Source organism: Mycobacterium sp. 852002-40037_SCH5390672 (assembly GCF_001665875.1).
GTDB lineage: Bacteria > Actinomycetota > Actinomycetes > Mycobacteriales > Mycobacteriaceae > Mycobacterium.
The window spans coordinates 91,465-118,369 of record NZ_LZTA01000006.1; the positions used below are offsets into that span (position 1 = coordinate 91,465).

The 26,905-nt window shown below is 67.0% G+C and carries 23 protein-coding genes and 1 pseudogene; 5 read left to right on the top strand and 19 right to left on the bottom strand.

The features are described from left to right. Positions 1-12: 12 nt before the first annotated feature. Positions 13-705, top strand: a pseudogene (locus A5782_RS26630) (DUF2275 domain-containing protein); the annotation flags it as partial. A 114-nt stretch (positions 706-819) separates the two neighbouring features. Continuing rightward, entirely contained in the window at positions 820-1,374 is a 555-nt protein-coding gene (sigC, locus tag A5782_RS26635) for an RNA polymerase sigma factor SigC (RefSeq protein WP_231986570.1), read from the top strand. Here the strand turns inward: sigC and A5782_RS01660 are convergent. The 4 genes from A5782_RS01660 to A5782_RS01675 are packed head-to-tail and all read right to left on the bottom strand — an operon-like array spanning position 1,363 to position 4,755. Beyond that, positions 1,363-2,091 (bottom strand): cobalt-precorrin-6A reductase, encoded by a 729-nt coding sequence (locus A5782_RS01660; RefSeq protein ID WP_067094158.1) that lies wholly within the window; start codon positions 2,089-2,091, stop codon positions 1,363-1,365. The genes sigC and A5782_RS01660 overlap by 12 nt on opposite strands. Further along, complete coding sequence (gene cobM, locus A5782_RS01665) at positions 2,091-2,846, bottom strand: precorrin-4 C(11)-methyltransferase (protein ID WP_067094161.1); 756 nt, start codon at positions 2,844-2,846, stop codon at positions 2,091-2,093. Before cobM ends, A5782_RS01660 begins: the two co-directional genes overlap by 1 nt. Further along, the gene (locus tag A5782_RS01670; protein WP_067094163.1) at positions 2,843-4,009 is read right to left on the bottom strand and encodes a bifunctional cobalt-precorrin-7 (C(5))-methyltransferase/cobalt-precorrin-6B (C(15))-methyltransferase; all 1,167 of its coding nucleotides are present in this window, start codon (positions 4,007-4,009) and stop codon (positions 2,843-2,845) included. The genes cobM and A5782_RS01670 overlap by 4 nt, the downstream gene beginning before the upstream one ends. Then, a complete protein-coding gene (locus A5782_RS01675; protein WP_067094166.1) occupies positions 4,006-4,755 on the bottom strand; it encodes an SDR family NAD(P)-dependent oxidoreductase in 750 nt (249 codons plus the stop codon). Before A5782_RS01675 ends, A5782_RS01670 begins: the two co-directional genes overlap by 4 nt. A 35-nt stretch (positions 4,756-4,790) precedes the next feature. Here A5782_RS01675 and A5782_RS01680 point away from each other — a divergent pair, with 35 nt between their 5' ends. Then, positions 4,791-5,201 (top strand): F420-dependent biliverdin reductase, encoded by a 411-nt coding sequence (locus A5782_RS01680; RefSeq protein ID WP_067094170.1) that lies wholly within the window; start codon positions 4,791-4,793, stop codon positions 5,199-5,201. A gap of 31 nt (positions 5,202-5,232) precedes the next feature. Here A5782_RS01680 and A5782_RS01685 read toward each other — a convergent pair whose 3' ends face one another. The 4 genes from A5782_RS01685 to A5782_RS01700 form a co-directional block, all read right to left on the bottom strand. Then, complete coding sequence (locus A5782_RS01685; RefSeq protein ID WP_082942737.1) at positions 5,233-5,769, bottom strand: TNT antitoxin family protein; 537 nt, start codon at positions 5,767-5,769, stop codon at positions 5,233-5,235. Next, entirely contained in the window at positions 5,766-8,708 is a 2,943-nt protein-coding gene (locus A5782_RS01690; RefSeq protein WP_067094173.1) for a glycohydrolase toxin TNT-related protein, read from the bottom strand. The genes A5782_RS01685 and A5782_RS01690 overlap by 4 nt, the downstream gene beginning before the upstream one ends. 89 nt (positions 8,709-8,797) lie before the next feature. Beyond that, positions 8,798-11,080 carry a prolyl oligopeptidase family serine peptidase gene (locus A5782_RS01695; RefSeq protein WP_067094276.1) on the bottom strand — a complete coding sequence of 761 codons (2,283 nt, stop codon included), beginning with the start codon at positions 11,078-11,080 and terminating at the stop codon, positions 8,798-8,800. Between the two features lie 35 nt (positions 11,081-11,115). Further along, entirely contained in the window at positions 11,116-12,243 is a 1,128-nt protein-coding gene (locus tag A5782_RS01700; RefSeq protein ID WP_067094176.1) for a Xaa-Pro peptidase family protein, read from the bottom strand. Between the two features lie 60 nt (positions 12,244-12,303). On the opposite strand from A5782_RS01700, the gene A5782_RS01705 reads away from it, so the two are divergent. After that, the gene (locus A5782_RS01705) at positions 12,304-13,272 is read left to right on the top strand and encodes a 5'-3' exonuclease (RefSeq protein WP_067094179.1); all 969 of its coding nucleotides are present in this window, start codon (positions 12,304-12,306) and stop codon (positions 13,270-13,272) included. 12 nt (positions 13,273-13,284) lie between these two features. On the opposite strand, the gene A5782_RS01710 is transcribed toward A5782_RS01705, so the two are convergent. The 11 genes from A5782_RS01710 to dop form a co-directional block, all read right to left on the bottom strand. After that, on the bottom strand, positions 13,285-14,040 hold the full coding sequence (locus tag A5782_RS01710; RefSeq protein WP_067094182.1) for a DUF4333 domain-containing protein: 756 nt from the start codon (positions 14,038-14,040) through the stop codon (positions 13,285-13,287). A gap of 65 nt (positions 14,041-14,105) precedes the next feature. Continuing rightward, positions 14,106-16,874 carry an RNA helicase gene (locus A5782_RS01715; protein ID WP_067094279.1) on the bottom strand — a complete coding sequence of 923 codons (2,769 nt, stop codon included), beginning with the start codon at positions 16,872-16,874 and terminating at the stop codon, positions 14,106-14,108. Positions 16,875-16,893: 19 nt separating this feature from the next. Beyond that, positions 16,894-17,850, bottom strand: coding sequence for a twin-arginine translocase subunit TatC (gene tatC, locus A5782_RS01720; protein ID WP_156623756.1), 957 nt, complete (start codon positions 17,848-17,850; stop codon positions 16,894-16,896). A 44-nt stretch (positions 17,851-17,894) separates the two neighbouring features. Then, complete coding sequence (gene tatA / locus A5782_RS01725; protein WP_067094188.1) at positions 17,895-18,185, bottom strand: Sec-independent protein translocase subunit TatA; 291 nt, start codon at positions 18,183-18,185, stop codon at positions 17,895-17,897. A 96-nt stretch (positions 18,186-18,281) separates the two neighbouring features. Continuing rightward, entirely contained in the window at positions 18,282-19,253 is a 972-nt protein-coding gene (locus A5782_RS01730; RefSeq protein ID WP_067094191.1) for a YafY family protein, read from the bottom strand. Next, positions 19,250-20,290 carry a YafY family protein gene (locus A5782_RS01735; RefSeq protein WP_067094193.1) on the bottom strand — a complete coding sequence of 347 codons (1,041 nt, stop codon included), beginning with the start codon at positions 20,288-20,290 and terminating at the stop codon, positions 19,250-19,252. The genes A5782_RS01730 and A5782_RS01735 overlap by 4 nt, the downstream gene beginning before the upstream one ends. Positions 20,291-20,471: 181 nt before the next feature. After that, complete coding sequence (gene pafA / locus A5782_RS01740; protein WP_156623757.1) at positions 20,472-21,830, bottom strand: Pup--protein ligase; 1,359 nt, start codon at positions 21,828-21,830, stop codon at positions 20,472-20,474. 238 nt (positions 21,831-22,068) lie between these two features. Further along, a complete protein-coding gene (gene prcA, locus A5782_RS01745; RefSeq protein WP_067094200.1) occupies positions 22,069-22,839 on the bottom strand; it encodes a proteasome subunit alpha in 771 nt (256 codons plus the stop codon). Beyond that, complete coding sequence (gene prcB / locus A5782_RS01750) at positions 22,836-23,726, bottom strand: proteasome subunit beta (protein ID WP_067094203.1); 891 nt, start codon at positions 23,724-23,726, stop codon at positions 22,836-22,838. Before prcB ends, prcA begins: the two co-directional genes overlap by 4 nt. Beyond that, entirely contained in the window at positions 23,723-23,917 is a 195-nt protein-coding gene (locus A5782_RS01755) for a ubiquitin-like protein Pup (RefSeq protein WP_066860430.1), read from the bottom strand. Before A5782_RS01755 ends, prcB begins: the two co-directional genes overlap by 4 nt. A gap of 116 nt (positions 23,918-24,033) precedes the next feature. Next, a complete protein-coding gene (gene dop / locus A5782_RS01760) occupies positions 24,034-25,542 on the bottom strand; it encodes a pup deamidase/depupylase (RefSeq protein WP_067094206.1) in 1,509 nt (502 codons plus the stop codon). Between the two features lie 173 nt (positions 25,543-25,715). Between dop and A5782_RS01765 the strand changes: the two genes are divergently transcribed. Next, entirely contained in the window at positions 25,716-26,897 is a 1,182-nt protein-coding gene (locus A5782_RS01765; protein WP_082942738.1) for a hypothetical protein, read from the top strand. Positions 26,898-26,905: the final 8 nt, after the last annotated feature.

Sequence of the window (26,905 nt, forward strand, 5' to 3'; positions counted from 1 at the left end):
AACGATGCAGGGATGCGGTGTGAGATTGCGCGTGAAGCGCTGTCGGCTCGATTGGACGGCGAGCGTCCCCAGGTGCTCGCGCAGCAGGTCGATGCCCACCTTGAATCCTGCCGCAGCTGCCGCTCCTGGCTGATCGGGGCGGCGGTGCAGACCCGCCGGCTGGCCTCGGTGACGCCCGGCGAGGGACCCGATCTGGTCGAGAAAATCATGGCCAGCATCGGCGAGCAGCCCACCGGCCGCCAGGCCCGGATGCGCTGGTTGCGCTCGCACTACCGCCGGTGGGGTCTGATCGCTGTCGGTCTTTTCCAGGTGGCGATTGCCGCCGCCCAAATCAGCGGAGTCGATTTCGGCATGGTGTCCGCTCATATGCACGGCGCGATGTCCGGCGAGCACCTGATGCACGAGTCGACGGCATGGTTGCTGGCGTTGGGTCTGGCGATGATTGCCGCCGGTGTCTGGCCCGCCTCGGCCTCGGGGGTGGCGGCGATCACCGGTGTCTATTCCGTTGCGCTGCTGGGTTATGTGATCGTCGACGCCTTCGACGGCCAAGTCACCGCCACCCGCATCGCCAGCCACATGCCGCTGCTGCTGGGCTTGGCATTTGCGTTGCTGGTGGCGCGGGAGCGGGTGGGATCGCACCGACGGCGCGGCTCCGACGCTTCCGACGACGCCGACTTCCCCGGCTGGGCGACAGACTCACCGAGTGGTCGGCGTCGCGGGCATCTGCGGCCCATCAATCATGCTGTTCTCGACCCCACCGCACGTTCTACGACGAGCCGTAGTAGGATCGAAAAACCCGCACAACAAAGGTGGTTGGGCATGATCGCGCCGAGCGATGACGAAGCCGTAACCGAGCTCGCGTTGTCAGCCGCACGCGGAAACCCGCGGGCGCTCGAGGCGTTCATCAAAGCCACCCAGCAAGACGTGTGGCGCTTCGTCGCCTATCTATCGGATGCGGGCAGCGCCGACGATCTGACCCAGGAGACTTTCCTGCGTGCCATCGGCGCCGTCGAGCGATTCTCCGGGCGCTCGAGCGCGCGGACCTGGCTGCTTTCCATCGCGCGCCGCGTGGTGGCCGACCACATCCGCCACCTGCAATCACGGCCGCGCGCTGCTCTGGGCGCCGACCCCGAGCACGTGGTGCGCGGGGACCGTCACGCCCGCGGATTCGAGGACCTGGTCGAGGTGACGACGATGATCGCCAACCTCAACACCGAACAGCGCGAAGCGCTTCTGCTCACCCAGCTGCTCGGTCTGCCCTACGCCGACGCCGCCGCGGTATGCGGCTGCCCGGTTGGCACCATTCGCTCCCGCGTTGCACGCGCCCGCGACGCGCTGCTGGCCGATGGTGAGCGCGGCCACCTAACCGGCTAGCGCGCCAACCCATTCGGCGGCCTCGGCCACGGTGCGCACGGTCAACACGCTGGCGGGTAGCGGCGGCCGCGCGACCATCACCACCGGAACATTCAGCGCCGCAGCGGCATCCAGCTTCGCGCGTGTCATGTCTCCACCGCTGTTCTTGGTGACCAGGACGTCGATGCGATGGTCACGCAACAGCGCGAACTCGTCGTCGTAGCCATACGGTCCGCGGGAGAGCACCACCCGGTGATGACGCGGCAGCGCCGCAATGTCCGGTTCGGTGACGGCCCGGATCAGAAACCACGCGTCGCTGTCGGCGAAGGCGCGCCCGCCCGAGCGTCCAGTGGTGAGAAATACGCGTGAATAGCCCTGCTGGGCAACGGTTTCCGCGGCATGAGTGTCCGACTCGACGACAATGGCGGTGCCGGGATCCCAGGCCGGGCGCGCCAGGATCAGATGAGGGATCTGCAATTCGCCGCACGCGACGGCGGCGTGCGCCGTCATGGTCGCTGCGAACGGATGGGTGGCGTCGACGACGGCGTCGATGCGTTCGTCGTGCAGCCAGCGCCGTAACCCGTCGACGCCGCCGAAGCCGCCGATGCGCACGGGGCCGACGGGCAGGGCCGGATCCGGTACCCGGCCGGCCAGGGAGCTGATGATGTCGGTGCCGGGGTGCAGGGCTTTCGCCAGTGCGCGCGCCTCGCCGGTGCCGCCGAGCAGCAGGACTCGCATCAATGCCTGCTCCCCCGGGCCCGCCCGGACGAGTACAGGTAGCTGTCGGTGAATCCCCCGGCGGTCAGCGCGTCGCCGACGACGATGACGGCGGTCTTGGTGATGCCGGCCTGATGCATCTGCCCGGCGATGTCCGCCAGCGTGCCGCGCAGCACCGCCTCTTGCGGCCAGCTGGCGAAGGCCACGACCGCTGCCGGTGTTTCGGGTCGGTAGCCGCCTTCGAGAAGTTGCGGGACGATGGCGTCGATTTGGGCGGCCGCCAGATGCAGGACCAGGGTCGCGCCGGATCGGGCCAGAGTCTTCAAGTCTTCTCCGGGCGGCATAGCCGTCGACAGGGTCGCCACCCGAGTCAGCGTCACCGTCTGCGCCACCCCGGGAACGGTGAGCTCGCGCTTCAGCGCGGCCGCCGCGGCGGCAAACGCCGGTACACCGGGCACGATTTCGTAGTCGATACCCAGGGTGTCCAGCCGGCGGCACTGCTCGGCCAGCGCGCTGTAGAGCGACGGGTCACCGGAATGCAATCGGGCCACGTCGTGTCCGGCGGCGTGCGCCTCGCTGAGCGCGGTGACGATCTGCTCCAACGTCAACGGCCCGGTGTCAACGACTTTCGCGTCGGGCGGGCATAGCGCGAGCAGGTCTTCGGGCATGATCGATCCGGCATACAGGCACACCCGGCACGTCTGCAGGAGTCGCTGGCCACGCACGGTGATCAGGTCGGCGGCGCCCGGCCCCGCGCCGATGAAATACACCGTCACTTGGTCACCACCCACTGGGTGACCGGATACTGCGGGCGCCAGCCGGTGAAGGCGCCCAGCGGCTCGCCATGATAGTGCTGGAAGCGTCGCAGCTGACCACCAAGGCGCTGATGCGCCTGCGTCACAACGGCTTCCGATTCGGTGGTGACCACGTTGACGACGAGTCGCGCGCCGGAGGGCAGCTGATCCCAGCAGGCGTCGAAGAGGCCCGGCTGGGTCAATCCGCCACCGATGAAGATCGCCGATGGCGGTTCCGCGCCGTCGAATGCGTCGGGGGCGTCGCCGCGCACATCGATGCTGACCCCGAAGGCTTCGGCATTGAGCCCCAGATTGTGCCGGCGGCGTTCGTCGCGCTCGAATACCACTGCGCTGCAACCGCGCCCGCTCAGGCACCATTCGACACTGATGCTGCCCGAGCCGGCGCCGACATCCCACAATCGCTCGCCCGGGCGCGGCGCCAGGGCGGCCAGTGTCACCGCGCGGATTCCCTGTTTGGTGATCTGCCCGTCGTGGGTGAACGCGTCGTCGGGCAGGGGCGACACGCGTTCGTCGGGCAGGTAGCGCACGGCAATCACGTTGAGGTCGTCGAGGTCTCGGTCCCCTACCCACTCGTGGGCAGTGCCGTCGCGGCGGCGCTCGTCCGGGCCGCCGAGACGTTCGAGAACGGTGAACTCGGAATCGCCACGCCCATGCGCGTTGAGCAGCGCGGCGAGCTCGTCGGGTGTCGATTTGCTTTGTGACAGCACGATCGCTTGGCCGCCGCGGCGCACCGCGGTGTGTGGTGCCGCTGTGACCAGACTGATCACCTCGGTGTCGTGGACGTTCCAGCCCATTCGCGCGCACGCCAATGTCACCGACGACACGTGCGGCAGCACCCTAATGTTGTCGCGGCCGTGCAGGCGGATCAGGGTGCCCCCGATGCCGTGCAACAGCGGATCGCCGCTGGCCACCACGTGCACGTCACCCGTGTGCTCGTCTAGCAACGTTTGCAGCGCGGGCAACATTGGCGACGGCCACTGCCGTCGGGGGGCGGGCACCGTGCCGTCAAGAAGGTCGAGTTGCCGCTTGGACCCGTAAATGACTGCGGCCCTGCGAAGTTCGGCACGCGACGCTTCGCCGAGCCCGGCCATCCCGTCGGCGCCGATACCGACCACGATGATCATCGCGGCATCCTGCGCCAGACGAACTGCGGCAGCATTCGCATCACGGCGGCGGCGGGCCCCAACGCCCATGGGATCCACACCGTGCGGCGGCCCTTCGCCAGTGCACGCGCGGTCGCGGCGGCCACCTGCGCGGGCGTGCTGGGCAGGGGTGCGGGCGTCATGCCTTCCGTCATGCGCCCGATGACGAATCCCGGCCGGGCGATCAGCAGCCGGACCCCGGTGCCGTGCAGCGCGTCGGCCAAGCCACTGGCGAAGCCGTCGAGGCCGGCCTTGGCCGAGCCGTAGACGTAGTTGGCGCGTCGGACGCGCGCGCCGGCGATCGAGGAGAACACCACCAACCGGCCTTTGTCAGCTTTGCGCATGGCGGTGGCCAGGTGGGTGAGCAGGCTGACCTGGGCGAGGTAGTCGGTGTGCACGACCGCCACCGCGTGCGCGGCGTCGGTTTCGGCGCGCGCCTGGTCGCCCAGGATTCCGAACGCCAGCACCGCGGTGCCGATGGGCCCGTGGTCGGCGACGATCGCGGCGACCAGGGAGCCATGCGAGGCCAGGTCGTCGGCGTCGAATTCGCGCGTGTCGACCGCCCTGGCGCCGGCGGCTTTGAGTGCGTTGACCTGATCAATGAGCTGGTCAGCCTGGCGGGCGGCGAGCACGACCGTCGCGCCCGGCGCCAACAGTCGCGCCAACTCGATCCCGATCTCGCTGCGGCCGCCCAGGATTAGTACTGGACCTGCGCCCGTGTCGTCCACGGCTGCGATTATCACCTGCGCTAGCGTGGGCGGTGATGGCGAATACCACTACCCGGCTCACCGACGACGCGTTGGCGTTCCTGTCGGAACGGCATCTGGCCATGCTGACCACGCTGCGAGCCGACAATTCGCCCCACGTGGTGGCGGTCGGTTTCACCTTCGATCCCAAGACGCACATAGCGCGGGTCATCACCAGCGGCGGTTCGCAGAAGGCGGTCAACGCCGATCGTGGTGGTCTGGCCGTGCTGAGCCAGGTCGACGGCGCCCGGTGGCTATCGCTGGAGGGCCGGTCCAAGGTCAACAACGACGTCGACGCGGTGCGCGACGCCGAGCTGCGATACGCCCAGCGCTACCGCACGCCTCGTCCCAACCCGCGACGCGTGGTCATCGAGGTTCAGGTGGAGCGGGTGCTGGGTTCGTCGGATCTTCTGGATCGGGGCGAGTAGTAGCTAGTAGCCTTTTCGGGGTTGAATAAAGTCATCGACGCGCAAAAAGCGGTTTTCCTTCTGGATCGATCGCCGAAGCCTCAATTTCGTCTACTGTCGCCGCCAGATACAGCGCGAGTTTTTTAAGTTCTGATGTTCCGGTTAGTTTGTCGGCACTACCTATCGCTACTGCCTCGCCGTCGGAAGCAATGAGCGAAAAACGCTCGACGCCTTCGAAATCACGGGTCTCGATGCTGAAGTTTGAAGACTCTTGGTTCGCCGAGGTCGATACGCCCACGCGAGGCAGACCCCGCGCGCTCCGGATGTACATGCCAAATCTTCCGAACAAGTATTTCTCGATCGTTTCCATCGAGGAAGCTGCTAGAACGAAGCCTTCGGATTCCATACGGTCGGAATCAGTAATAACTAACCAACCGTCTTGCTTTCGTCCAATGAAGAGCCGGATCTCGCCTGAAGCTGACCAGAACACCGGTCGCCCGTCAGCTGTACTCAAACCAGGCGTGAGTGTGTAATCCGCCAACTTCGCCCACTGCTCAAGTCGCCGGGAGACCTCGACGTGGTCTGTCATTTCAACACACCGATGTCAGGATCAGTCAGCTCTTCGACGGTCATTACCCTGCCTTCTGAGTTGAGTACCTGTACCTGTAGCGAGCCCCCGTTTTGACCTAACCCGGGCGCGACCTCCGACACTTCAATTGTCCATTCGTCCGGCAAGTGATCGAAGGTATAAGCGTGGTAAGGATCGCGAAGTGAGTTGACGTGGAGGGCGCGCTCCTCCCATGATGCCGGTTGTCCCTGTTCCATTACGGCCAAGTACTTTCCGTCCACCTTGCCAATGCGATCGAGTAAAGACCCATAATCTCGCAAGTAGGAGGCCGCGTCCGTGTAGGCGACACGCGTATGGGGAACGGCACCGTGGTTACCTGGGAAATTTAGCCATGGTTGACCCTGGTCCCCTGGCTTGTTGAAACGTTCTGCATACTGCTCTTCGGTATATGCATGTCCTTGTGGGTCGCGGCCAAATGGCGCTTCGGGATCACGAATCAGCTTGGCGACGTCCCCATCAATCTTTGTAGCGTCGACTGGATCGTCGGTGAAGTCCCAGTGGTCAGAAAGCGGTTCACCATAATGCGGGTCAAGTGCCTCATCTGGTAGCCGATGCCATCCGTCACCGGACGGCTCGTGCGAATGCACAGGATCCTGACGCTCGCCGCCAGTCGAGTTACCACGGCCATGCCCGCTTGGATCGTCACCGTCCGGAGACTTGCCGTCTGGCCGACCTCCCGTCGTATCACCGTCGCCGTCTCCATGCGGTTTCGCGCCAGGCGGTGGCTCCCCCGGCGTATGTCCACCCGGAGGACCGCCCTCGCCAGGCCCGTGCCAGCCGCCGCCCGGCGTCGGCACGTCCGCCGGGTGACCGGTCGGGGTCGCGAGGTGAGGGGATGCAGGAGTCGCCGCCGGTGGCGAGTGGGCCTCGAAAGGTGCGGCCCCACTGGGAGATCCGCTAGGCGACACCGGCGACGAATGGTCAATTGGTTGCGGAGGTGCCGACGGCAAGCGTTCGCCAGCGGCGGTCGGCACAGTTGCGGCGGGCGAACCGGTGGCAGGCACCGACGCCGGCTCGTGCGGTCCACCGGCAGGCACTGATGCCGGTTCACGCGGACCCTCCGCGGGCACCGATACCGGTTCACGAGGACCTTCCGCCGGCACTGGAGCGGGTTCGTGCGGACCGCCAGCAGGTGCACCCGCCGGCACAGGTGGAGCTTCGGTCGGCGCTGGCACCGGATCATGCGGCACGCCAGGAACCGTCGGTGCCGATGGCGGCGCGGCCGCCGGCTCATGCGGACCGCCGGCGGGCCCGGGCCTTGGGGCCTCTTGCGGCATTGGACCCGCTGCGGGCGCCGACGCCTGGGGTGCGGTCGTCGGCGCGTGAGGCGCCCCCGGGGTGCCATCGGCCGGACGAGGCGCCGACTCAACCGGTGCCTCCGGCAACTTTCCTGGCGGCAGGCTCACCGGGCTGCCACTGAGCGGCGCATCGCCTTTCGGCAGGTCTCCGCCGAGATTTTCAAGGTTCTTGGTTAAATCGCTGCCGGTTTTGGCGATGCCAGGCAATGCACCACCGGCGCCTTCCGCCTCGGCGGCCGCTCCTTTGGCACCCTGAAGTACCTCTTCGCCCTCCGTGAGCTCCCCGGTTGCTTCGGCGCCGCCCGCCGCCTCCGCAGCTTTCCCGCCAGCCTTCGCTGCACCACCACCGCCGGCCATGGTTGCAAGGTCGAAGCCGATTTCACCGAGCCCCACCGCGGGCCGGCCTGAGGTCAAATCGTCCCAGTGGGTAAGGCCTTTCACGAGGCCGAGGTCGGTTTTCGCTGCGCCGCCTGGATCGAGCAGCGCATACGCCGGGATGGATTGGACCGCGGTCTTATCCAGTGCGACCCAACTCGCCGTAGCCCCTTCGGGATCGAAGGCAAAGCGACTCGGATCAAGCTGGTCTTGGAGTTCCACCACTCCGACCGCGCCTTTGAAAACGCCCTCTCCGAAATCGGCCAATAAGTTGAAGTTGCCCGCTGCGGCGCTACCGACGTCCTCGCCGAAGAATTCGACCAACTGGCCTTGCATGAGGGTCTTCCCCTTCTGCACCAGGCCGTCAATGATCTGCATTCCGGTTTTCAGGACTTGTTCGCGCGCATGAGCCTCGCGCTTCATGTTGTGCAGTACGCCGTTGATGTCTCTGGCGATCTTTTCGAGCTCATCGAACGCATCGCCTTCGAAGATCAATATCGCGTCGTGGACCAGATCGGTCAGGGACCCTAACCGTTTCAACAAGTCCCGAATCTTGTTCTGGGCGTTGTCCACCTCGTCCGCGAACTTGTCCAAGGTATCGGCCACCTTGTCGCATTGCGCCCCCAACTTGGTCATCGTGGCGGCGAGTGACGCCAGATTGTGCTCGACCAACTCGCCTTCCGGTATCCGCTGCCCGGCGATCGCCGACTTCGGACCGTTGAGCGCAGCTTGCACCCCGCTAACCGTCGCGCCGAGTCCGCGCCAACAACCCGCGGCCGCGTGCATTCCCACCGCGTTGCCATTCGGCCACACATCGTCAAGCAGCGATTCCACCACTCCCCACAGCAGTGGTCGGGCGACACCCGGACCCATGACCCCCGGCGCCTGAGGGGGCGCGACTTTCGCCGGGGGCGCCGGCGATGGCAGTGCATGGCCGCCGCCACCTACTTTTGAGGCCGCCTCTGCTCTTGAGTAGTTCGACGCGCAAAGTTGAATCTTGGCCCCGAGTGTCCGGCAAGCATTGATCCCGGCAGCTACCCCGGTCAACAATGACCTAGCCGTGTTCTGATAGTTCAGCGCAAATACCATTCCAGCGGAATCCTGGCCGCTGTTGATCCCGAATCCAGCCGACAATGGGCCCAGGGCGGTGGCAATGCCGTCGCCAATGACGCTCACACCGGTGCCGGCGACAAACATCGCCTCCGGATCGACAGCCAAGGGAGCCACGTGCGGAATTTTCGCTCAGTCCCGCCCGTCGCCGCTACTCACCCAAAGATCGCTTCGCCAAGCTAGCCACCGCTGCTCAGCCCCACAACTCACCGATCAACAGCCACTGCTGCCGTCAACGCGATGCGGTGGCGCCCGGGCGACACCGTTACGGTCGGCCCGGCTGGTTCCCCGTCGAGCCGCACGTCGACCGCGGCAGGCAAGCCAACGAGCGTGATCTGGGCAGCGACATCGGTGGCCACCGTGATGGTTGACGTCGGCAACGCGGCCAGCCCGGCACGCGCGACGTCGACCCTCAGACTGGCAACGCCCTTGAGGCCCAACGTCAGATACGGCAGCGGGCCCACGGGCTGTCCCACTTGCCAGTCCAGCTCGCTGTACAGCCCGGGCGTCGGCTCGAAGTGTGGGATGACGCCACGATGGTGCCGGATGGTGTGCGTGGGGTCCGGCCGCGCGTACGAGCGCGCGTCGACTTCCGCGACGTCCCCACGCCGCGCGGTCACCTCGGGATCCGCGGTCAGCTCCGACAACCACCACACCTGGTGCGGCCCGATACCCAGATCGGCGCGCACCAGTTGCGGATACCAGGCGAAGGTGATGTGCCCCGGATCCGCTTGGCGCAGAGCGGTTCCCATGTGGGAGATCGGATCCTCGAACTTGTCCTGAAAGATCCAGGCGATGTGATCCTCGAGCGGGTAAGCACTGAACCGATGCCGGTAGCCCAGCCGGTCCAGCTCCAGCACCTGCTCAGCGGCCGAGGCGAAGGGCACCAGTTCATCCAGCAGCCCGTGGGCGATGACGTGCGGCAGCCACCGGGCGTTCACCAACAGCTTCCAGGTGTCGCCCTCACGGGCACAGGGCGAGTTCGGGTCAAGGTCGGCGGGAATGTCGACGTGGGGTAGCAGCCGCACCCCGCACGTCGGCGGCCCGGCCAGCACCACCGCTTGCGAGAACACCTGCGGGTAGCTCAGCCCCAGCTTGTACGTCGCATACCCGCCCATCGAATAACCGGAGATCACAGTGCGATTGGGGTCGGTGCCCAGCTGCTCGGCGACTCGCGCCCATACTTCCCAGACGTCGAGTTCGCCGGTGTCGAAGTACCAGGTGGACGGCCCCCGAGCCAACGGCGTGACCACCACCGAGTCGCGGCCCTCGCACACCTCGTGCAACAGTCGCGGGTCGATCGCGGCGAATTGGCTCTGCCCGAGCGAAAGCGAGTGCAGCAGCAAAGTCAGCGGCAGCGCGCGACCCGGTGCGTAGCTCGACGGCAGGCAGATCGCATACGGCTGCACCCGACCGAGGAATTGCGGCTTGGTGCTCAAGATGTCGTTGGCGGCCCAACCTTGTTCCAGGCCCTGGCCGAGTTCGACCGAAGACACGTACCAGCGGGTGGACGGGCCGGTGATCACCGGCTCGGGAGCGGTTGCGCGGGCGGCCAGCTGAGCCCATGGCACCGTCAGCGCGAACTCGGAAACGTCGCCATGTGTCAGGGCGGCGGCCTGGGCGGCATCCGACCAGAAGTTCAGGTGCGGCGGCTCCTGCTCGTTGGTGCGGAATGCCACGTTGTAGACGTTGGCTTGGCCGGGAAGCGCACCGTGCAGCGCGGACACGTCGGCGAACCCGTCCCCCGCCACGTTCGCCAGCCCGGCTGCCAGGCGGACCGTCCAGCTTCCCGTGGGTTCCGCCAGCGACCGCGGGACCTGCGCCACGAACGACCGCGACGACATGTCGACACTGTGCACGACCGGCGTCCTGACCTGGGTGCTCAGGTCGATCAGCGCCGCGCCGCTCCCCGAGACCAGCAGGGCCATGTCGATGCCCTTCGAGCGCACGCCGGCGCCGGCGGGCCACTCCTCGGCCGCCGTTCGGGTGGGGCCGGTGTCGAAGGTGAACAGCGCGACGGGCACCGAGGCGTCCTGCAGGGTGTTCCAGTCGATCCGCCACCACGTGTGGGTCTCGGTGAGCCCGATGGCGACGCGGAAGATGTCGGCGCCATTGCCGGCCGCCGGACCGTCGGGATAGACGTAGGTTCCGCGCGGCGGCGCCTGAATCTTCACGTCGCCGATCGGGATGCCCGTCGCGCCATGGTCGTCGTAGAGGAAGTCGGTCCAAAACAGGGCACCGCCGGCCAGTCGTCCGGCGCCGCACGTGCGCGGGAACTCCTCACCGAACGGCCATCCCGCAGGCACGGGGAGTTTCCGCTCGGGGCGACGCGCGGCCGGCGGCACACCCTCGGGCATCCCGTCGGCCACGATGAGCTCGGCCGACGGTGCCGGTGTAGGTGCGGGAGCCGGGGCGGTGGAGTGCAAGACCGCGTCGGCAATGTGACGTGCAATGCGAATCGGAAGCAGCGAGAGATCCAGGATTGACACCACCCCCAAGCTACGCGGGCGGAGGGTCGCGTCGGTCAGGCCACCGGAACCACGATCAGTTCGTGCGGGCGGTTGTTGACAGAAAGGGCGCCATCTGAGGTGACGACGACGATGTCCTCGATCCGAGCACCCCAACGGCCCGGGAAATAGATTCCCGGCTCGATGGAAAAGGCCATGCCCTCGGCCAGGGGCAGATCGTTTCCGGCGACGATGTAGGGCTCTTCGTGCACCGACAGCCCGATACCGTGCCCGGTCCGGTGCACGAAATAGTCGGCCAGTCCTTCGGCGACCAGCACATCACGGGCGGCGGCGTCGACCTGCTCGGCCGTCACCCCCGGCCGTACCGCGTCGCAAGCCGCGAGCTGGGCGCGTTGCAGTACCGAATACTGTTGCGCAACTTCGGGATCCGGGTCACCGATGCTGTAGGTGCGGGTGGAGTCGGAGTTGTAGCCGGGTTCATACGAGCCACCGATGTCGACGACGACGATGTCGCCGACCTGCAGTTCGCGATCCGAATACCCGTGGTGTGGGTCGGCGCCGTGCGGCCCGGATCCGACGATGATGAACGCCACCTCCGAATGCCCCTCGGCCACAATGGCATCCGCGATGTCGGCGGCCACGTCGGCCTCGGTGCGCCCAGGCACCAGGAATTCCGGCACCCGGGCGTGCACCCGGTCAATGGCCGCACCGGCTTTGCGTAGCGCGTCGACTTCGCATTCCTCCTTGACCATCCGAAGGTTGCGCAACACATCGGTGGCCAGGACGGGCAACACGCCGAGCACACCGGCCAGGGGCAGCAGGTGCAACGCCGGCATGGCATCGGTGACGGCGGTCGCGGCGGGAGCACCGCCGAACGCGGAGCCCACCAGATCGTAGGGATTGTCGCCGTCAACCCAATCCCGCACCGCCAGACCGAGTTCGGCGATGGCCGACCCCTTGAGCGAGGCCAGCTCCAGGCGCGGCACCACAACCGTCGGGTCCCCCGATGTGGGCAATACCAGCGCGGTGAACCGCTCCAGCGTCTGTGCGCGAGACCCGACGAGGTAGCGCAGGTCATACCCCGGTGTGATCACCAGTCCGGCCAGACCTGCATCGGCGGCGGCACCGGCGGCGGCCGCCAGCCGGCGTTCATACACTGCTGCGTCGAACCGGTGAGACTCCATGTCAGCCAGGCTAATGCTCAATTGCGCGTCGCCTCGCGGCGGCGTGAGACCATAGCCGGCATGCCAGCACCCCGCCATGCTCCACTTGTGCTGCTCGATGGCGCCAGCATGTGGTTCCGCTCGTATTTCGGGGTGCCGTCCTCGATCACCGCGCCCGATGGCCGGCCCGTCAACGCCGTTCGGGGATTCATCGACTCCGTCGCCGTGGTGATCACCCAGCAGCGGCCCAGCCGCCTGGCCGTCTGCCTCGACCTCGATTGGCGGCCTCAGTTCCGGGTGGATCTCGTGCCGTCCTATAAGGCCCACCGCGTGGCCGAGGAGGAGCCGCAGAACGAGCCGGACATCGAGGAAGTCCCCGACGATCTGACGCCCCAGATCGACATGATCGCCGAACTCCTTGACGCGTTTGGGATTCCGACCGCCGGCGCGGAGGGGTTTGAGGCCGACGACGTGCTGGGGACGCTGGCGGCCCGGGAACGCAAGGATCCGGTGGTGGTGGTCAGCGGTGACCGTGACCTGCTGCAGGTGGTCTCGGACGATCCCGTCCCGGTTCGGGTGCTCTACCTCGGCCGCGGACTGAGCAAAGCCACGCTGTTCGGGCCCGCCGAGGTAGCCGAACACTATGGCGTGCCGACCGACAGGGCCGGCCAGGCCTACGCCGAACTCGCGCTGCTGCGCGGCGATCCGTCCGACGGCCTGCCTGGGGTGCCGGGCGTCGGGGAGAAGACCGCGGCGGCGCTGCTGGCCCAGCACGGTTCGCTGGAGCGGATCCTGGCCGCCGCCCACGACCCGAAGTCGAAGATGGCCAAGGGCGTGCGCGCGAAACTGCTGGCCGCGCTGGATTACATCGAAGCGGCCGGCACAGTGGTGCGCGTGGCCACCGACGCACCCGTCACCTTCTCCACAGCCAGCGACGAACTACCGCTGGCCGCCGCCGATCCGCGACGCACCGCCGAACTGGCGACCCAGCTGGGTGTCGGCTCGTCGATCGCTCGCCTCCAGAAGGCGCTGGACGCGCTGCCGAACTGACGAGCCCGACGACTACTGCGGCCGGCCGACCTCGTAGGTGCCCTTGCTGTCCTGGAACGTCACCGTCACGTGCTTGGGCGCGCCGTCGATGCTGACGTCGCAGTCGAACGTGGCACCCTTCTTGACGGTGGGGTTCTGGCCGTGGTTGCACTTGACGTTCTGGACGTTCTTCGCGCCGTAGCCGTTGGTTTCGTCGCTGAGAACCTGTTGGACGCCGGCCTGCGCCTTGTTGACGTCCAGCTTGGTGGTCACAAAGAACCCGGGCTGCCAGAAGCCCAGCACCAGCACGACGGCAATGAGCAGAAACGCAATCGCGCCACCCACACCGGCGATCAGTCCGACCGGTCGCTTCTTGCCGGGCTGCTCGTAGCCGGGGTACTGCTGCGGGTATTGGCCCGGCTGGCCGTACTGACCGTACTGGCCCGGCTGCGGGTATTGCCCGGGCTGCGGATACTGGCCCGGCTGCCCATACTGACCCGGCTGGGCGTACTGCCCGGGCTGGGCGTATTGGCCAGGCTGACCGTACTGCCCCGGTTGGGCATAACCCGGCTGCTGTTGGGGGTATTGCTGCGGGTACGCCTGTTCAGCCGGCTGCTGGTACTGGGGATAGTCGGCGGGCGGGGTGTAGGCCGGAGGCTGCCACGACGTCTCCTGGTTCGAGTGCTCCTGCCAGGTCGGTGCCACCTGAGTCGGTTCCGACGAGTGATCGCCACCTTGACCTTGACCAGGCGGTTGCCACTGCTGGTCCGATCCCTGCGGTCCGCTCATCTTTCTCCCTCAGCCCTTGTGTCTTGGCATGAACTATCGGCGCTTAACGGTAGCTCCGGCCTAGCCTACCCGGCGTCAACTGCGACGACGCCGCGCCGAATGTCATTGATCGCCCGCTTGGCGGTGGCCCGCAATTCGGGGTCCGGTGCGGCGTTACGGACCTGGTCCAGCAAGTCGAGCGCCTGGCGGCACCAACGCACGAAATCCCCCGCCAACAGTGGTGATCCGGTGCCGGCCGGGTCGGCGGCCGCCAGCGCCGCCGCCAGATCTCCGGTCCTGGCCCAACGGTAGATGACGTTGACGAAGCCGTCGTCGGGTTCGCGACTCGGGGCGATCCGGTGCGTTTGCTCGTCGGCGCGCAGTGCCATGGACAGCCTCGACGTCTGCTGCAGCGCCTGGCGCACTTGCTGGGTGGGCGCATCGGCCGCAAAGGCCGCCCCGGGGCCCTCGCCGCCGCGGGTCTCGTACAGCACCGCTGACACCACCGCCGCCAGTTCGGCCGGCTTCAACCCCGACCACGCGCCGGTGCGCAGGCATTCGGCGACCAGCAGGTCGCTTTCGCTGTAGATGCGTGCCAGCAACCGCCCGTCGTCGGTGACCCGAGGATCACCGTCGCGACCTTCGATGAAGCCGCGCTCGGTGAGCAACCCGACGATCCGATCGAAAGTCCGGGCCAGCGAATTGGTGGCGGCCGCAACCTTTTTCTCCAATTGCTCGTTGTCGCGTTCGATCCGCAGGTAGCGCTCGGCCTCCCGGACCTGTGCTTCCAGACCGGTCGTGTTGTGCGAGGGGTGCCGGCGCAACTGTTCACGCAGCGACGCCAGCTCCGGGTCATGGAAGGCGCCATCGGAGTCCCCGCGGCCGCCCCGATGCCGGGCCGGGATGGTGAGGCCGGCGGCCGCCGACCGCAGCGCCGACGCCAGATCACGCCGGACCCGTGGTTGACGGTGTTCGACCCGCTTGGGTAGCGACATCGAACCGACGGGCGCGGACACGCCCGAATAGTCGGCCGACGAAATCCTTCCCGCCCAGCGGTTTTCGGTGAGCACCAACGGTCGCGGGTCGGAGCTGTCGCGGGCGGATTCCAGCACCACGGCCAGGCCACCGCGGCGGCCATGGGTGATGTTGATGATGTCGCCGCGGCGCAGCGCGGCCAGTGCGTCGCTGGCGGCCTGCCGTCGTTGCAGGCGGGACGCGCGGGACTGCGCGCGCTCCATCTCGCTGATGCGGGCACGCATCCGCGCGTATTCGAGGATCGGCGCCTTGGGTCCGCCCATCTCGGCGGTGATCTCGTCGAGCATCGCTGTGCCGCGCTCGATCCCGCGGACCAGCCCGACCACGGAGCGGTCGGCCTGATACTGCGCAAATGACTGCTCCAACAACCGATGTGCCTGCTCGGGACCCATCTGCTGAACCAGGTTGATCGTCATGTTGTACGACGGGGCGAACGAGCTGCGCAGCGGGAAGGTGCGGGTGGAGGCCAGCCCGGCCACCGCCGAAGGCTCGGTGGTTTCGTCGGTGGGATTCCACAGCACCACCGCGTGGCCCTCGACGTCGATGCCGCGCCGGCCGGCGCGGCCCGTGAGCTGGGTGTACTCCCCCGGGGTCAGCGCCACGTGCTGCTCACCGTTGAACTTCACCAACCGCTCGAGCACCACCGTGCGTGCGGGCATGTTGATCCCGAGCGCCAAGGTCTCGGTGGCGAACACCGCCCTGACCAGTCCGGCGGTGAACAGCTCTTCGACGGTGTGGCGGAAGACGGGCAGCATGCCGGCGTGGTGGGCCGCCAAACCACGCAGCAGACCCTCCCGCCACTCGTAGTAGCCCAGCACGCTCAGGTCGGCGTCGGCGAGATCGCCGCACCGGTGCTCGATCACCTCGGCGATCTGTGCGCGCTCCTCCTGAGTGGTGAGCCGCAAGGGCGAGCGCAGGCATTGCTGGACCGCGGCATCGCAGCCCGCCCGGGAGAACACAAACGTGATCGCAGGCAGCAACCCTTCGGAATCCAGCGTGGCGATCACGTCGGGCCGCCCCGGCGTCCGGTAGAAACGGGGGCGCGACGGCCGTCCCGAGCCCCCCCTGCCCTCCTGCCGGCGGGGTCTCCAGTCGGTCATGCGGTCCGCCTCGCGGCGGTGCGCTATGTGGCGCAGCAGTTCGGGATTGACGCGCGGCTGGCGGTCCGCGGCCGGTTTCTCGTTCTCGTAGTCGAACAGATCCAGCAGGCGTTTGCCCACCAACACGTGTTGCCACAGCGGCACCGGCCGATGTTCGTCGACCACGACCGTCGTATCGCCGCGCACGGTCTGGATCCAGCCGCCGAATTCCTCGGCGTTGCTCACCGTGGCCGAGAGGCTTACCACCCGCACCTCGTCGGGCAGGTGCAGGATCACCTCCTCCCACACCGGGCCCCGCATCCGATCGGCGAGGAAATGCACCTCGTCCATCACTACATACGAAAGTCCCCGTAGCGCAGGCGAATCCGCGTAGAGCATGTTGCGCAGCACTTCGGTGGTCATGACGACGACGGGCGCATCGGCGTTTACCGACATGTCCCCGGTGAGCAGGCCGATGCGGTCGCGGCCGTAGCGCGCGATCAAGTCGGTGTGCTTCTGATTGCTCAGCGCTTTCAGCGGCGTGGTGTAGAAGCATTTGCCGCCGGATGCCAACGCCAGGTGCACGGCGAATTCGCCGACCACCGTCTTGCCGGCGCCGGTCGGTGCGCAGACCAGCACGCCGTGACCTCGCTCGAGCGCCGCACACGCCCGACGCTGAAAGCCGTCGAGCGCGAAGGGCAGGTCGGCGATGAACCGGGTGAGCTCAATCAGCTCCGCCACCTCATGGGGCGGCGACGGATCAGGTGACATCGTCGTGTTGCCCGGCGGTGAACGACGGCTCCGGTATCGCGGTGGGCGGTTCGATGACCGATGCTTCGTCGTCGGGAATCACGGCCTGGGCTTCACGCTTGGCCTTCCGTCTGTCATGCAAGCGTGAGATCTGGATGGCGAACTCCAAGAGCACGGACAGCGCCAACCCCAGCGCGGTCATTGAAAACGGGTCGGATCCCGGAGTGAACACCGCCGCGAAAGCGAACATCGCGAAGATCAGACCGCGCCGCCACGCCTTGAGCCGCTCATAGGGCAGCATGCCGATGGTGTTGAGCATGACGATGAGCAGTGGGAATTCGAAGCTGACGCCGAAGACCACCAGCAGGTTGATCAGGAAGCCGAAATATCGGTCGCCGGACAGGGCGGTCACCTGGACGTCGCTGCCGACGGTCAGCAGGAAGCCCAGCGCCTTGGACAGTACGAAGTAGGCCAGCACCGCGCCGACGAGGAACAGCACCACGGCGGGGATCACGAACGCGATCGCGAAGCGGCGTTCCTTCTGGTAGAGACCGGGCGTGATGAACGACCACAGCTGGTAGAACCACACCGGACAGGCCAGTACCACCCCGGCCGTCAGCCCGACCTTGAGCCGCAGCATGAACTGGTCGAACGGGGCGGTGGCCAGGAGCCGGCATTGCCCGTCGGCGCTGATCGACGCGCGCGCCGACTGCGGCAGCGAACAGTAGGGATGGCGCAGCCACTCGCCGAGGCTTTCCAGCCCGAAGATCGAATGCGAGTACCAGACAAACCCGAAAATCGTGGTCAGCAGGATGGCGGCCAGGGAGATCAGCAGCCGGGTGCGCAACTCGGTCAGGTGGTCGACCAGCGACATGGTCGCATCCGGGTTGGTTCGGCTGCGCCGGTTACGAGGATTGAGGCGCCTCAGCAGCCCGGAAGTGCGCGCTGAAACCTTGAAGACTTTCACGATGCTCGGTCAGTGGCGCTCGGGCAGCGCGACGATGATGGCGGCTATGCCGGACGTGCTTCGCTGTGCCCCTGCTCGCTGGGCGCCGGCGCGTCGACCCGCTGCGACTGCACGGGAGTGGGGTTCGCCGCTGAGGCCTCGCTTTGGGTCGCGGTGTTTGTTCCCAAAGCCGACGTTTCAGCCTTGTTCTCGGTCTGCATTTCGCGGATTTCGGACTTGAAGATCCGCATCGACTTACCCAACGAACGCGCCGCATCGGGGAGCTTCTTGGCACCGAACAGCAAGATCACCACGACCGCGAGGATCGCCCAGTGCCACGGACTAAGACTGCCCACTTTGATTACCTCCAGACGTTGACCCGATGCTACCGCAGTAGCGCCCTGTGGCGGCGGGCCCGCGCCGCGCCGCGGTGGACCATATCGCCTGGACTTTTATGAGCTCAGGGCTTCGTAGGACGTCACGGCCGCCGTCGCGGCGTCGCGCACCCGCTGCGCCAGGGTCGACGGCCCCAGTACCTGGACGTCGGCGCCGAAGCCCAGCACCAGCCGCGTCATCCAATCCTCGGAGGCATAGGTCATCACCGCCTCGCAGGATCCGTCCGGCAATTCGCGCAGGTCGCGCATCGGGTAGTACTCGAACATCCAGGACGCCGCCGGTGCCACCCGCAGCTTGGCCGACGGCAGCGAGGGATCGCCGTCGAACAGCGAGGTGTCCGGCGGCGCGTGCAGCGCCGGCTCGGGCGGCGCGGCCGGCTCGTCGAGCTCACTGGCGTCCACGATCCGGTCGAAGCGGAACAACCGAACGCCCTCGGCCTCGCGTGACCAGCCCTCCAGGTAGCTGTGGCCGCCGATCAGCAGCACCCGGATGGGGTCGACGACCCGGCTGGTCAGGGTGTCATGCGAGGCCGAGTAGTAGTCGATGGCCAGCGCGTGCTTGGACTGGACGGCCGCGCGCACCGCGGCGGCGGCGCGGTTCTCCACCGGCGCGGGCTCGTCGACGGCCGACGCCGCGTGGGAGGCGTCGTGCGCGAGAGCTCCGGCGGCGCCCTCGATCTTGGCGATGGCGCTGCGCGCGGCTTCGGGGTCGACGACGCCGGGAATGTCGGCCAGCGCCCGCAACGCCACCAGGAGCCCGGTGGCTTCCGGTGAGGTGAGCTTGAGCGGGCGGTCGATGCCCGCGGAGAACGTCACCTCGATGGTGTCCCCGGAGAACTCGAAATCGATGAGGTCACCGGGGAAATAGCCGGGCAGACCGCACATCCACAGCTGATTGAGGTCCTCTTCCAGCTGCTTGGCCGTTACCCCGAGGTCGGCAGCGGCCTTGGATCGGGTGACCCGGGGGTTGGCCTGGAAATAGGGCACCATGTTGAGCAGCCGGATCAGGCGGGTGGAGATGGCTGTCATGCGGACACGCCCCCGCGGCGGGGCGGTTGCCCGGCGGCGACGGTGTCCCCGCCCGCCTGTGCGCGCAGCCGCGCCAGCACGTTGTCGCGCAGTGCCTGCGGTTCGAGCACCAGGGCGTCGGCCCCGTAGCCGGCGATGTCACGTGCCAGCTGGTCGGCGAAGGTGATGTCGAGTTCGATCACCTGGCCGTCGCGACCGCCGAGTCGGCGCGCGTCGAGGAGCCTGCCGGCGCGCCGCAGCGCGGTGGCCCGGCCGTCGGCCACCCATACGCGGGCCTGCCCGACGGTCGGCGACGCTGAAACTTCGGTGACGGTCTGGGCCACAATCTTGCGCAGGTCAACGTCGTTCGGCACGGTGACGGTGCCCGGCGGGCCGATCGGCGTGACGTCCGGACCTATCCGGGAAAGCCGGAAGGTGCGGGTGGCGTCGCGGTCGCGGTCGTGGCCTACCAGGTACCAGCGGCCCTTCTCGGTGACCACCCCCCAGGGCTCGACGGTGCGGGTGGCATATGGCTCGGCTCGCGACGGCCGATGCTGAAACTGCACCGCCTGCCGGGAGTCGATGGCGGACAACAGGATTCCGAGAACGTCTTCCGACCCACGCAAGCCCGGCACCCCGGCCGGTGACGCGATCGCGACCGGCGCGTCCGGGTCCACGTCAACCCCTGCCGCGCGCAGTTTGAGCAGCGCGCCCTGAGTCGCGGTGATGAGTTCGGGCGACTCCCACAACTGGGTCGCAACGGCCACCGCGGCCGCCTCGTCGGGGGTCAGGTCGACCGGCGCGAGCGAGTAGGCGTCGCGGTTGATCCGGTAGCCCTCGGTGGGGTCCAAGGCCGACGCCCGGCCGACCTCGAGCGGGATACCCAGATCGCGCAGCTCGTTCTTGTCCCGTTCGAACATGCGCGAGAACGCCTCGGCGCTGGCGCTGTCCGAATAACCCGCCACGCTCGACCTGATCTTCTCCGCCGAGATGTAGCCGCGGGTGGACAGCAGGGCAATGACCAGATTCACCAGCCGCTCGACTTTTGACGTCGCCATTGGCTCCAGGTTATTCGATGGTCCTCGTGTGGCGCTTCCACCGGCCATCCGCGTCGCGTTATTCCCTGCGGCCACGTCGGTCACTAGTTGGCGAGCTCACGATGACTCTCGAACGCGCTGACGCCCCACGCCAACGAGTTGCCCGTGAATGCCCGTGTGGCAGCTGGTGGCCGATCTGCGGCTACATGCTGGCGATCAGGCGCTTGACCCGCTCGTCGACCGCACGGAATGGGTCCTTGCACAGCACGGTGCGCTGCGCCTGGTCGTTGAGCTTGAGGTGTACCCAGTCGACGGTGAAATCACGTCCGGCGGCCTGGGCGGCGCTGATGAACTCGCCGCGCAACCGCGCCCGAGTGGTCTGCGGCGGGTTGTCGACCGCCTCCGCGATGTCCTCGTCGGTGGTGACGCGCGCGGCCAGCCCCTTGCGCTGCAGCAGATCAAAGACGCCGCGCCCGCGCTTGATGTCGTGGTAGGCCAGGTCCAGCTGGGCGATCTTCGGGTCGGATAGCTCCATGTTGTAGCGGTCCTGATAGCGCTGGAAGAGCTTGCGCTTGATCACCCAGTCGATCTCGGTGTCGACCTTGGCGAAGTCCTGGCTCTCGACCGCGTCGAGCTGACGGCCCCACAGGTCGACGATCTGCTCGATCTGCGCGTTGGGCTCGCGGGTCTGTAGGTGCTCGACGGCGCGGGTGTAGTACTCGCGCTGGATGTCCAGCGCGCTGGCCTGACGCCCGCCCGCCAGCCGCACCGGTCGACGGCCGGTGACGTCGTGGCTGACCTCGCGGATGGCGCGGATGGGGTTGTCCAGGGAGAAGTCGCGGAACGGGACGCCGGCTTCGATCATCTCCAGCACCAGCGCGGCCGTGCCCACCTTGAGCATGGTGGTGGTCTCGCACATGTTGGAGTCGCCGACGATCACGTGCAACCGCCGGTACTTCTCGGCGTCGGCGTGCGGCTCGTCGCGGGTGTTGATGATCGGCCGGCTGCGCGTGGTGGCCGAAGAGACGCCTTCCCAAATGTGCTCGGCGCGTTGGGAAAGGCAGAATGTCGCGGCCTTGGGGGTCTGCAGCACCTTGCCGGCGCCGCAGATCAGCTGGCGGGTGACCAGAAATGGCAACAACACATCGGAGATTCGGGAGAACTCGCCGGCCCGCACGATCAAGTAGTTCTCGTGGCACCCGTAGGAGTTGCCCGCCGAATCGGTGTTGTTCTTGAACAGGTAGATGTCGCCGCCAATGCCCTCGTCGGCCAGCCGCTGCTCGGCGTCGACGAGCAGGTCTTCCAGCACCCATTCCCCGGCGCGGTCGTGGGTGACCAGCTGCACCAGGCTGTCGCACTCGGCGGTGGCGTACTCGGGGTGGCTGCCGACGTCGAGGTAAAGACGCGCGCCATTACGCAGGAAAACGTTGGAGCTGCGGCCCCAGGACACGACGCGGCGGAACAAATACCGCGCCACCTCGTCGGGGCTGAGCCGCCGGTGGCCGTGGAATGTGCAGGTGACCCCGAACTCGGTCTCGATGCCCATGATTCGTCGCTGCACCTAATCGAGCGTACTGGTTGTCCGACCGCGGCGGTGAGCAAGCCGCGCGTATCGATCCGACAACTTTTGCGTAGCTCCTCCGGTCGGCCCTGCTCGGACGCCCCGGGCAACCCGTCCGCCCTACCCGCCGCGCAGAGGCTCTTCGCTAGCTCACCCGCACCTTGCGCATCATCAGGCCCACCAGCACCGGTGAAGTGAATGGCGGTTCGGTCTCGAACCGTGGTCTGGCCGGCGGGGCCTAGCCGGAGGATCCGCCGTCAGAATCCGACGGCTCGCCGTCGGGTTCTGAGCCGTTGGAATCCAGCTCGCGCAGCAAATTTTCCAGGGAAGCGCGATTGATCCGCCGGAAAGCCCGTCGCGGCCGGTTGACATCCAAGATGGCGGCTTCCAGGCTGGCCACATCGAGGGTGGACTGGTCACCATTCGAGGCTTCGCTGCCGGCCCGCAGCGCTTTCACCGCGATCCGCATGGCCTCAGGCAGATCGGCATTCTCGGCGTAAGACTCCTTGAGTGCCGTGACGATCGGTTCGGTGGTACCACCCATCACCACGAAATGCGGCTCGTCGGCGATCGATCCGTCATAGGTAATCCGGTACAGCTCAGGCGGTTTGCTTTCGCCGTAGTGCGCGACCTCGGCGACGCACAATTCCACCTCGTAGGGTTTGGCCTGCTCGGTGAAGATGCTGCCCAGCGTCTGGGCGTAAACATAGGCCAGCTGGCGGCCCGTGACGTCGCGACGGTCGTAGGCGTAGCCGCGGGTGTCGGCGAATTGAATTCCGCCGCGGCGCAAATTGTCGAATTCGTTGAACTTGCCCGCGGCGGCAAAGCCCACGCGGTCGTAGAGTTCGCTGATCTTTTGCAACGACCGTGACGGGTTCTCCGCGACAAAAACCACACCGCCGGCGTAAACCAGCGCGACCACGCTCTTGCCGCGCGCGATGCCTTTACGCGCGAGCTCGCTGCGCTCGCGCATCGCCTGCTCAGGCGAGATGAAATACGGGAAGCTCACTTCTCACCACCATCGGGACCGAAAGTGTCAGCGCGCGAACGGCTTTGGATCACTTCGCGGGCCAATTCGGCGATGCGGCTCTCCGGCACGTCAAGCGCCCCCTCGGCGCCGATGGTGACCGCCGTGGGATAGATCCCGCGTACCAGATCCGGTCCGCCGGTGGCGGAGTCGTCGTCGGCCGCGTCGTAGAGCGCCTCGATGGCGACGCGCACCGCGGAGTCGGCGTCGGTCACCTGCGAGTACAACTTCTTCATCGATGATTTGGCGAAAATCGAGCCCGATCCCACCGACTGGTAGCCCTCCTCTTCCAGGTTCCAGCCGCCGGCGGCGTCGAAAGACACGATCCGGCCGGCGCCTTCGGGGTCCGCCGCGTCGATGTCGTAGCCCACCAGAAGCGGCAGTGCGATCAGACCCTGCATCGCGGCCGCCAGGTTTCCGCGAACCATGATGGCCAGCCGGTTCACCTTGCCGGCGAACGTGAGTGGCACGCCTTCGAGTTTCTCGTAGTGCTCGAGTTCCACTGCATACAGGCGGGCGAACTCCACCGCGATGGCGGCGGTGCCGGCGATGCCCGTGGCCGTGTAGTCATCGGTGATGTACACCTTCTTGACGTCACGCCCGGCGATCATGTTGCCCTGCGTCGAACGCCGATCGCCGGCAAGCACCACGCCGCCGGGGTATTTCAGCGCGACGATGGTGGTGCCGTGCGGCAGTTGCCCCATGGTGGCATCCGATTGCGTGCCCGACAGGCTTGCCGGCAGCAACTCCGGCGCCTGACGGCGCAGCAAGTCAGCAAACGACGATAGGTCTATAGCGGGGCTTCTTAAATGTGCGTAGCCCGGAAGTGCGGAATTGGTGGACAGGCGATCAGAAAAAGGCCAGGTCACTGTCCGCCCTTTTGGACATACGCGCGAACGAAGTCCTCGGCGTTCTCCTCGAGGACGTCATCGATCTCGTCGAGCAGATCGTCGGTGTCCTCGGCCAACTTCTCTCGGCGCTCTTGGCCCGCGGCAGTGCTGCCGGCGACGTCATCTTCGTCGTCGCCACCACCGCCACGCTTGGTCTGCTCCTGCGCCATCGCCGCCTCCTGTTGTCTGGGCCTGTTGAATGGCTTATTCACCGATCAAGCCACACTGCCCGTTGGTCTTTCCTAGCCTACCGGTCGAGCCCGACGTTCCCCGGGTTAACCGGCAGCTAGCTGGTGAGTTGTTCCACCAGTTCGGCGGCGCTGTTTACCGAGTCCAGCAGCGCCCCGACGTGGGCCTTGCTGCCCCGCAGCGGCTCTAACGTCGGGATGCGGACGAGGGAATCGCCGCCCAGGTCGAAAATCACCGAGTCCCAGCTCGCCGCGGCGATGTCGGCGCCGAACCTGCGCAGGCATTCACCGCGGAAGTATGCGCGGGTGTCGGTCGGCGGTTTGTCCACCGCTTCGATCACCTGGTGTTCGGTCACCAGGCGCTTCATCGAGCCGCGCGCGACCAGTCGGTTGTACAGGCCCTTGTCCAGCCGCACGTCGGAATATTGCAGGTCCACCAAATGCAGCCGCGGCGCCGACCAGCTCAGGTTTTCTCGCTGCCGGAATCCTTCGAGCAGGCGCAGCTTGGCCGGCCAATCGAGGAGCTCGGCGCATTCCATCGGGTCACGCTCGAGTTGGTCGAGCACATGCGCCCACGTTTCGACGACGTCGGCCGCGCGCGGATCGGGATCGCGGCTGTCAACCAATTTGGCCACCCGATCCAGGTAAACCCGTTGCAGCGCAAGGGCAGTCAGCTCCCGACCGTCGGCCAGGGCCACGACGGCGCGCAGCGACGGGTCGCGGCTGATGGCATGGACCGCATGCACCGGCCGCGCCAGCGCCAGGTCGCTCAGGTCGATGCCGTGCGCCGGGCCCTCTTCGATCAAATCCAGCACCAGCGCGGTGGTGCCCAGCTTCAGATAGGTGGACGTCTCGGCGAGGTTGGCGTCACCGATGATGACGTGCAGCCGCCGGTACCGGTCAGCGTCGGCGTGTGGCTCGTCGCGGGTGTTGATGATGCCGCGCTTCAGCGTGGTTTCGAGGCCGACCTCGACCTCGATGTAATCCGAGCGCTGGGACAGCTGAAAGCCGGGCTCGTCACCGGAGGGTCCGATGCCGACGCGGCCGGAGCCGGTGACCACCTGTCGCGAGACCAGAAAGGGGGTCAGCCCGGCGATGATTGCCGAAAACGGCGTCTGCCGGGACATCAAGTAGTTCTCGTGCGACCCGTAGGAGGCGCCCTTGCCGTCGACGTTGTTCTTGTAGAGCTGCAGCTTCGCAGCCCCCGGCACGCTGGCGACGTGCCTGGCGGCGGCCTCCATCACGCGCTCGCCGGCCTTGTCCCAGATCACCGCGTCGAGGGGGTCGGTGCACTCGGGGGCGGAGTATTCGGGGTGCGCGTGGTCGACGTAGAGCCGCGCCCCGTTGGTCAGGATCATGTTGGCCGCGCCGACCTCGTCAGCGTCGACCACCGGGGGCGGGCCGGCCGAGCGGCTCAGGTCAAAGCCGCGGGCATCCCGCAACGGCGATTCCACCTCGTAGTCCCAGCGGGTGCGCTTGGCGCGCTGAATGCCCGCTGCGGCCGCATACGCCAAAACCGCCTGCGTCGACGTGAGGATCGGATTGGCTGTCGGGTCCGATGGCGATGAAATGCCGTATTCGACCTCCGTCCCGATAATCCGTTGCATGACCCAAGCGTAGGCCCGGCGACGAAGCGGCCCGCGCAGCGGGGCGCGCCGGAGCCGGCCGACCGAGCCACGCCGGCCGATGGTGCGGCCCCGCCGACGTCCGGAAACTGCCAGTCCGGCAACCATTCCGATAGGCCGGCGCGGGTGACGTGCCCGCCGTAGGGTGAGCCGGCATGGAGCTTCTTCGCGGCCGCGCTCCGGGCCGCCGAGCCGAACCGGGCGCCGCCGCCGAAAGCTGGTTTTTGGAGCGCGGTTTGCCGTCCGTAATCACCCGGCGCGCGCGGTGGCGGCGGCTCTGGACGCGGTCGTCGCCCATGCTCGCCGCGTACGCGGCGCTGCAGGTCTGCATCCTGGCGGTCTATCTGATCACCGGCGGCCACGACGTCGAGATCAGCGGCGAGCCGACGACCTCCGAGTTGGCCGTGCTGGTTCTGCTCGCCCTGACCCTGCCGTTGATGGCCGTCGTCGGCTGGCTGGTCTCCCGGTCGCGAAGCCGCAAGAAACGCACCGCGATAGCGACGTTGTCGGTCCTGGCTGTGGCATGCATCGGAGTCACGGTGGGCGACGTCGTACAGGAGGCCGTCGTCGTGGCGGCCGTGCTGATCCTCACCGGCAGTGGGATCGGGTCGGTGATCGGATGGGCGGTACGGATGATGCTGTCGCACCTTGCGACGGTGGGCGCCTTGGCCGTTCGGGCCTTACCGGTCGTGCTGCTGACGGCGTTGGTGTTCTTCAACACCTATGTCTGGCTGATGGCCGCGACCATCAGCGGCAACCGGCTGGCACTGGCCATAACATTTCTGGTCTGGATCGCGGCGGCGTTCGTCACCTCGGCGACGCGAGAGCGCGTCAGGCCGATGCTGCAATCGGCGAGTGTGGTGCGCGACGGACCCGAAACACTCGCGGGCACACCGTTCGCCACGATGCCCGACACCTCGGACCGGGCACCGCTGAAGAGGTCGGAACGCCTCAATGTGGTTTTTGTTCTGGCCGTCTCACAACTGGCCCAGATCATGGTGGTGGCGGTGGTCACCGCCGCCATCTATTTGATTCTGGGGCTCATCGTGCTCAGCCCCGAACTGCTCAACGAGTGGACTCACACCTACAGGAGCAGCGCGACGGTGCTCGGATTCACGCTGCCGGTGCCCGACTCGCTGATTCACATGACGCTTTTCCTTGGCGGATTGACGTTCATGTACATCAGCGCCCGCGCGGCCGGCGATGCGGAATACCGAAACACGTTTCTCGACCCGCTGATCGACGACCTACACACCACTTTGGTGGCCCGCAATCGCTACCACGGCGCCGCCCGGGTCAGTGTCCGGCGTGTTGACGGCACCGATGCCAGTGACTAACTTCACCC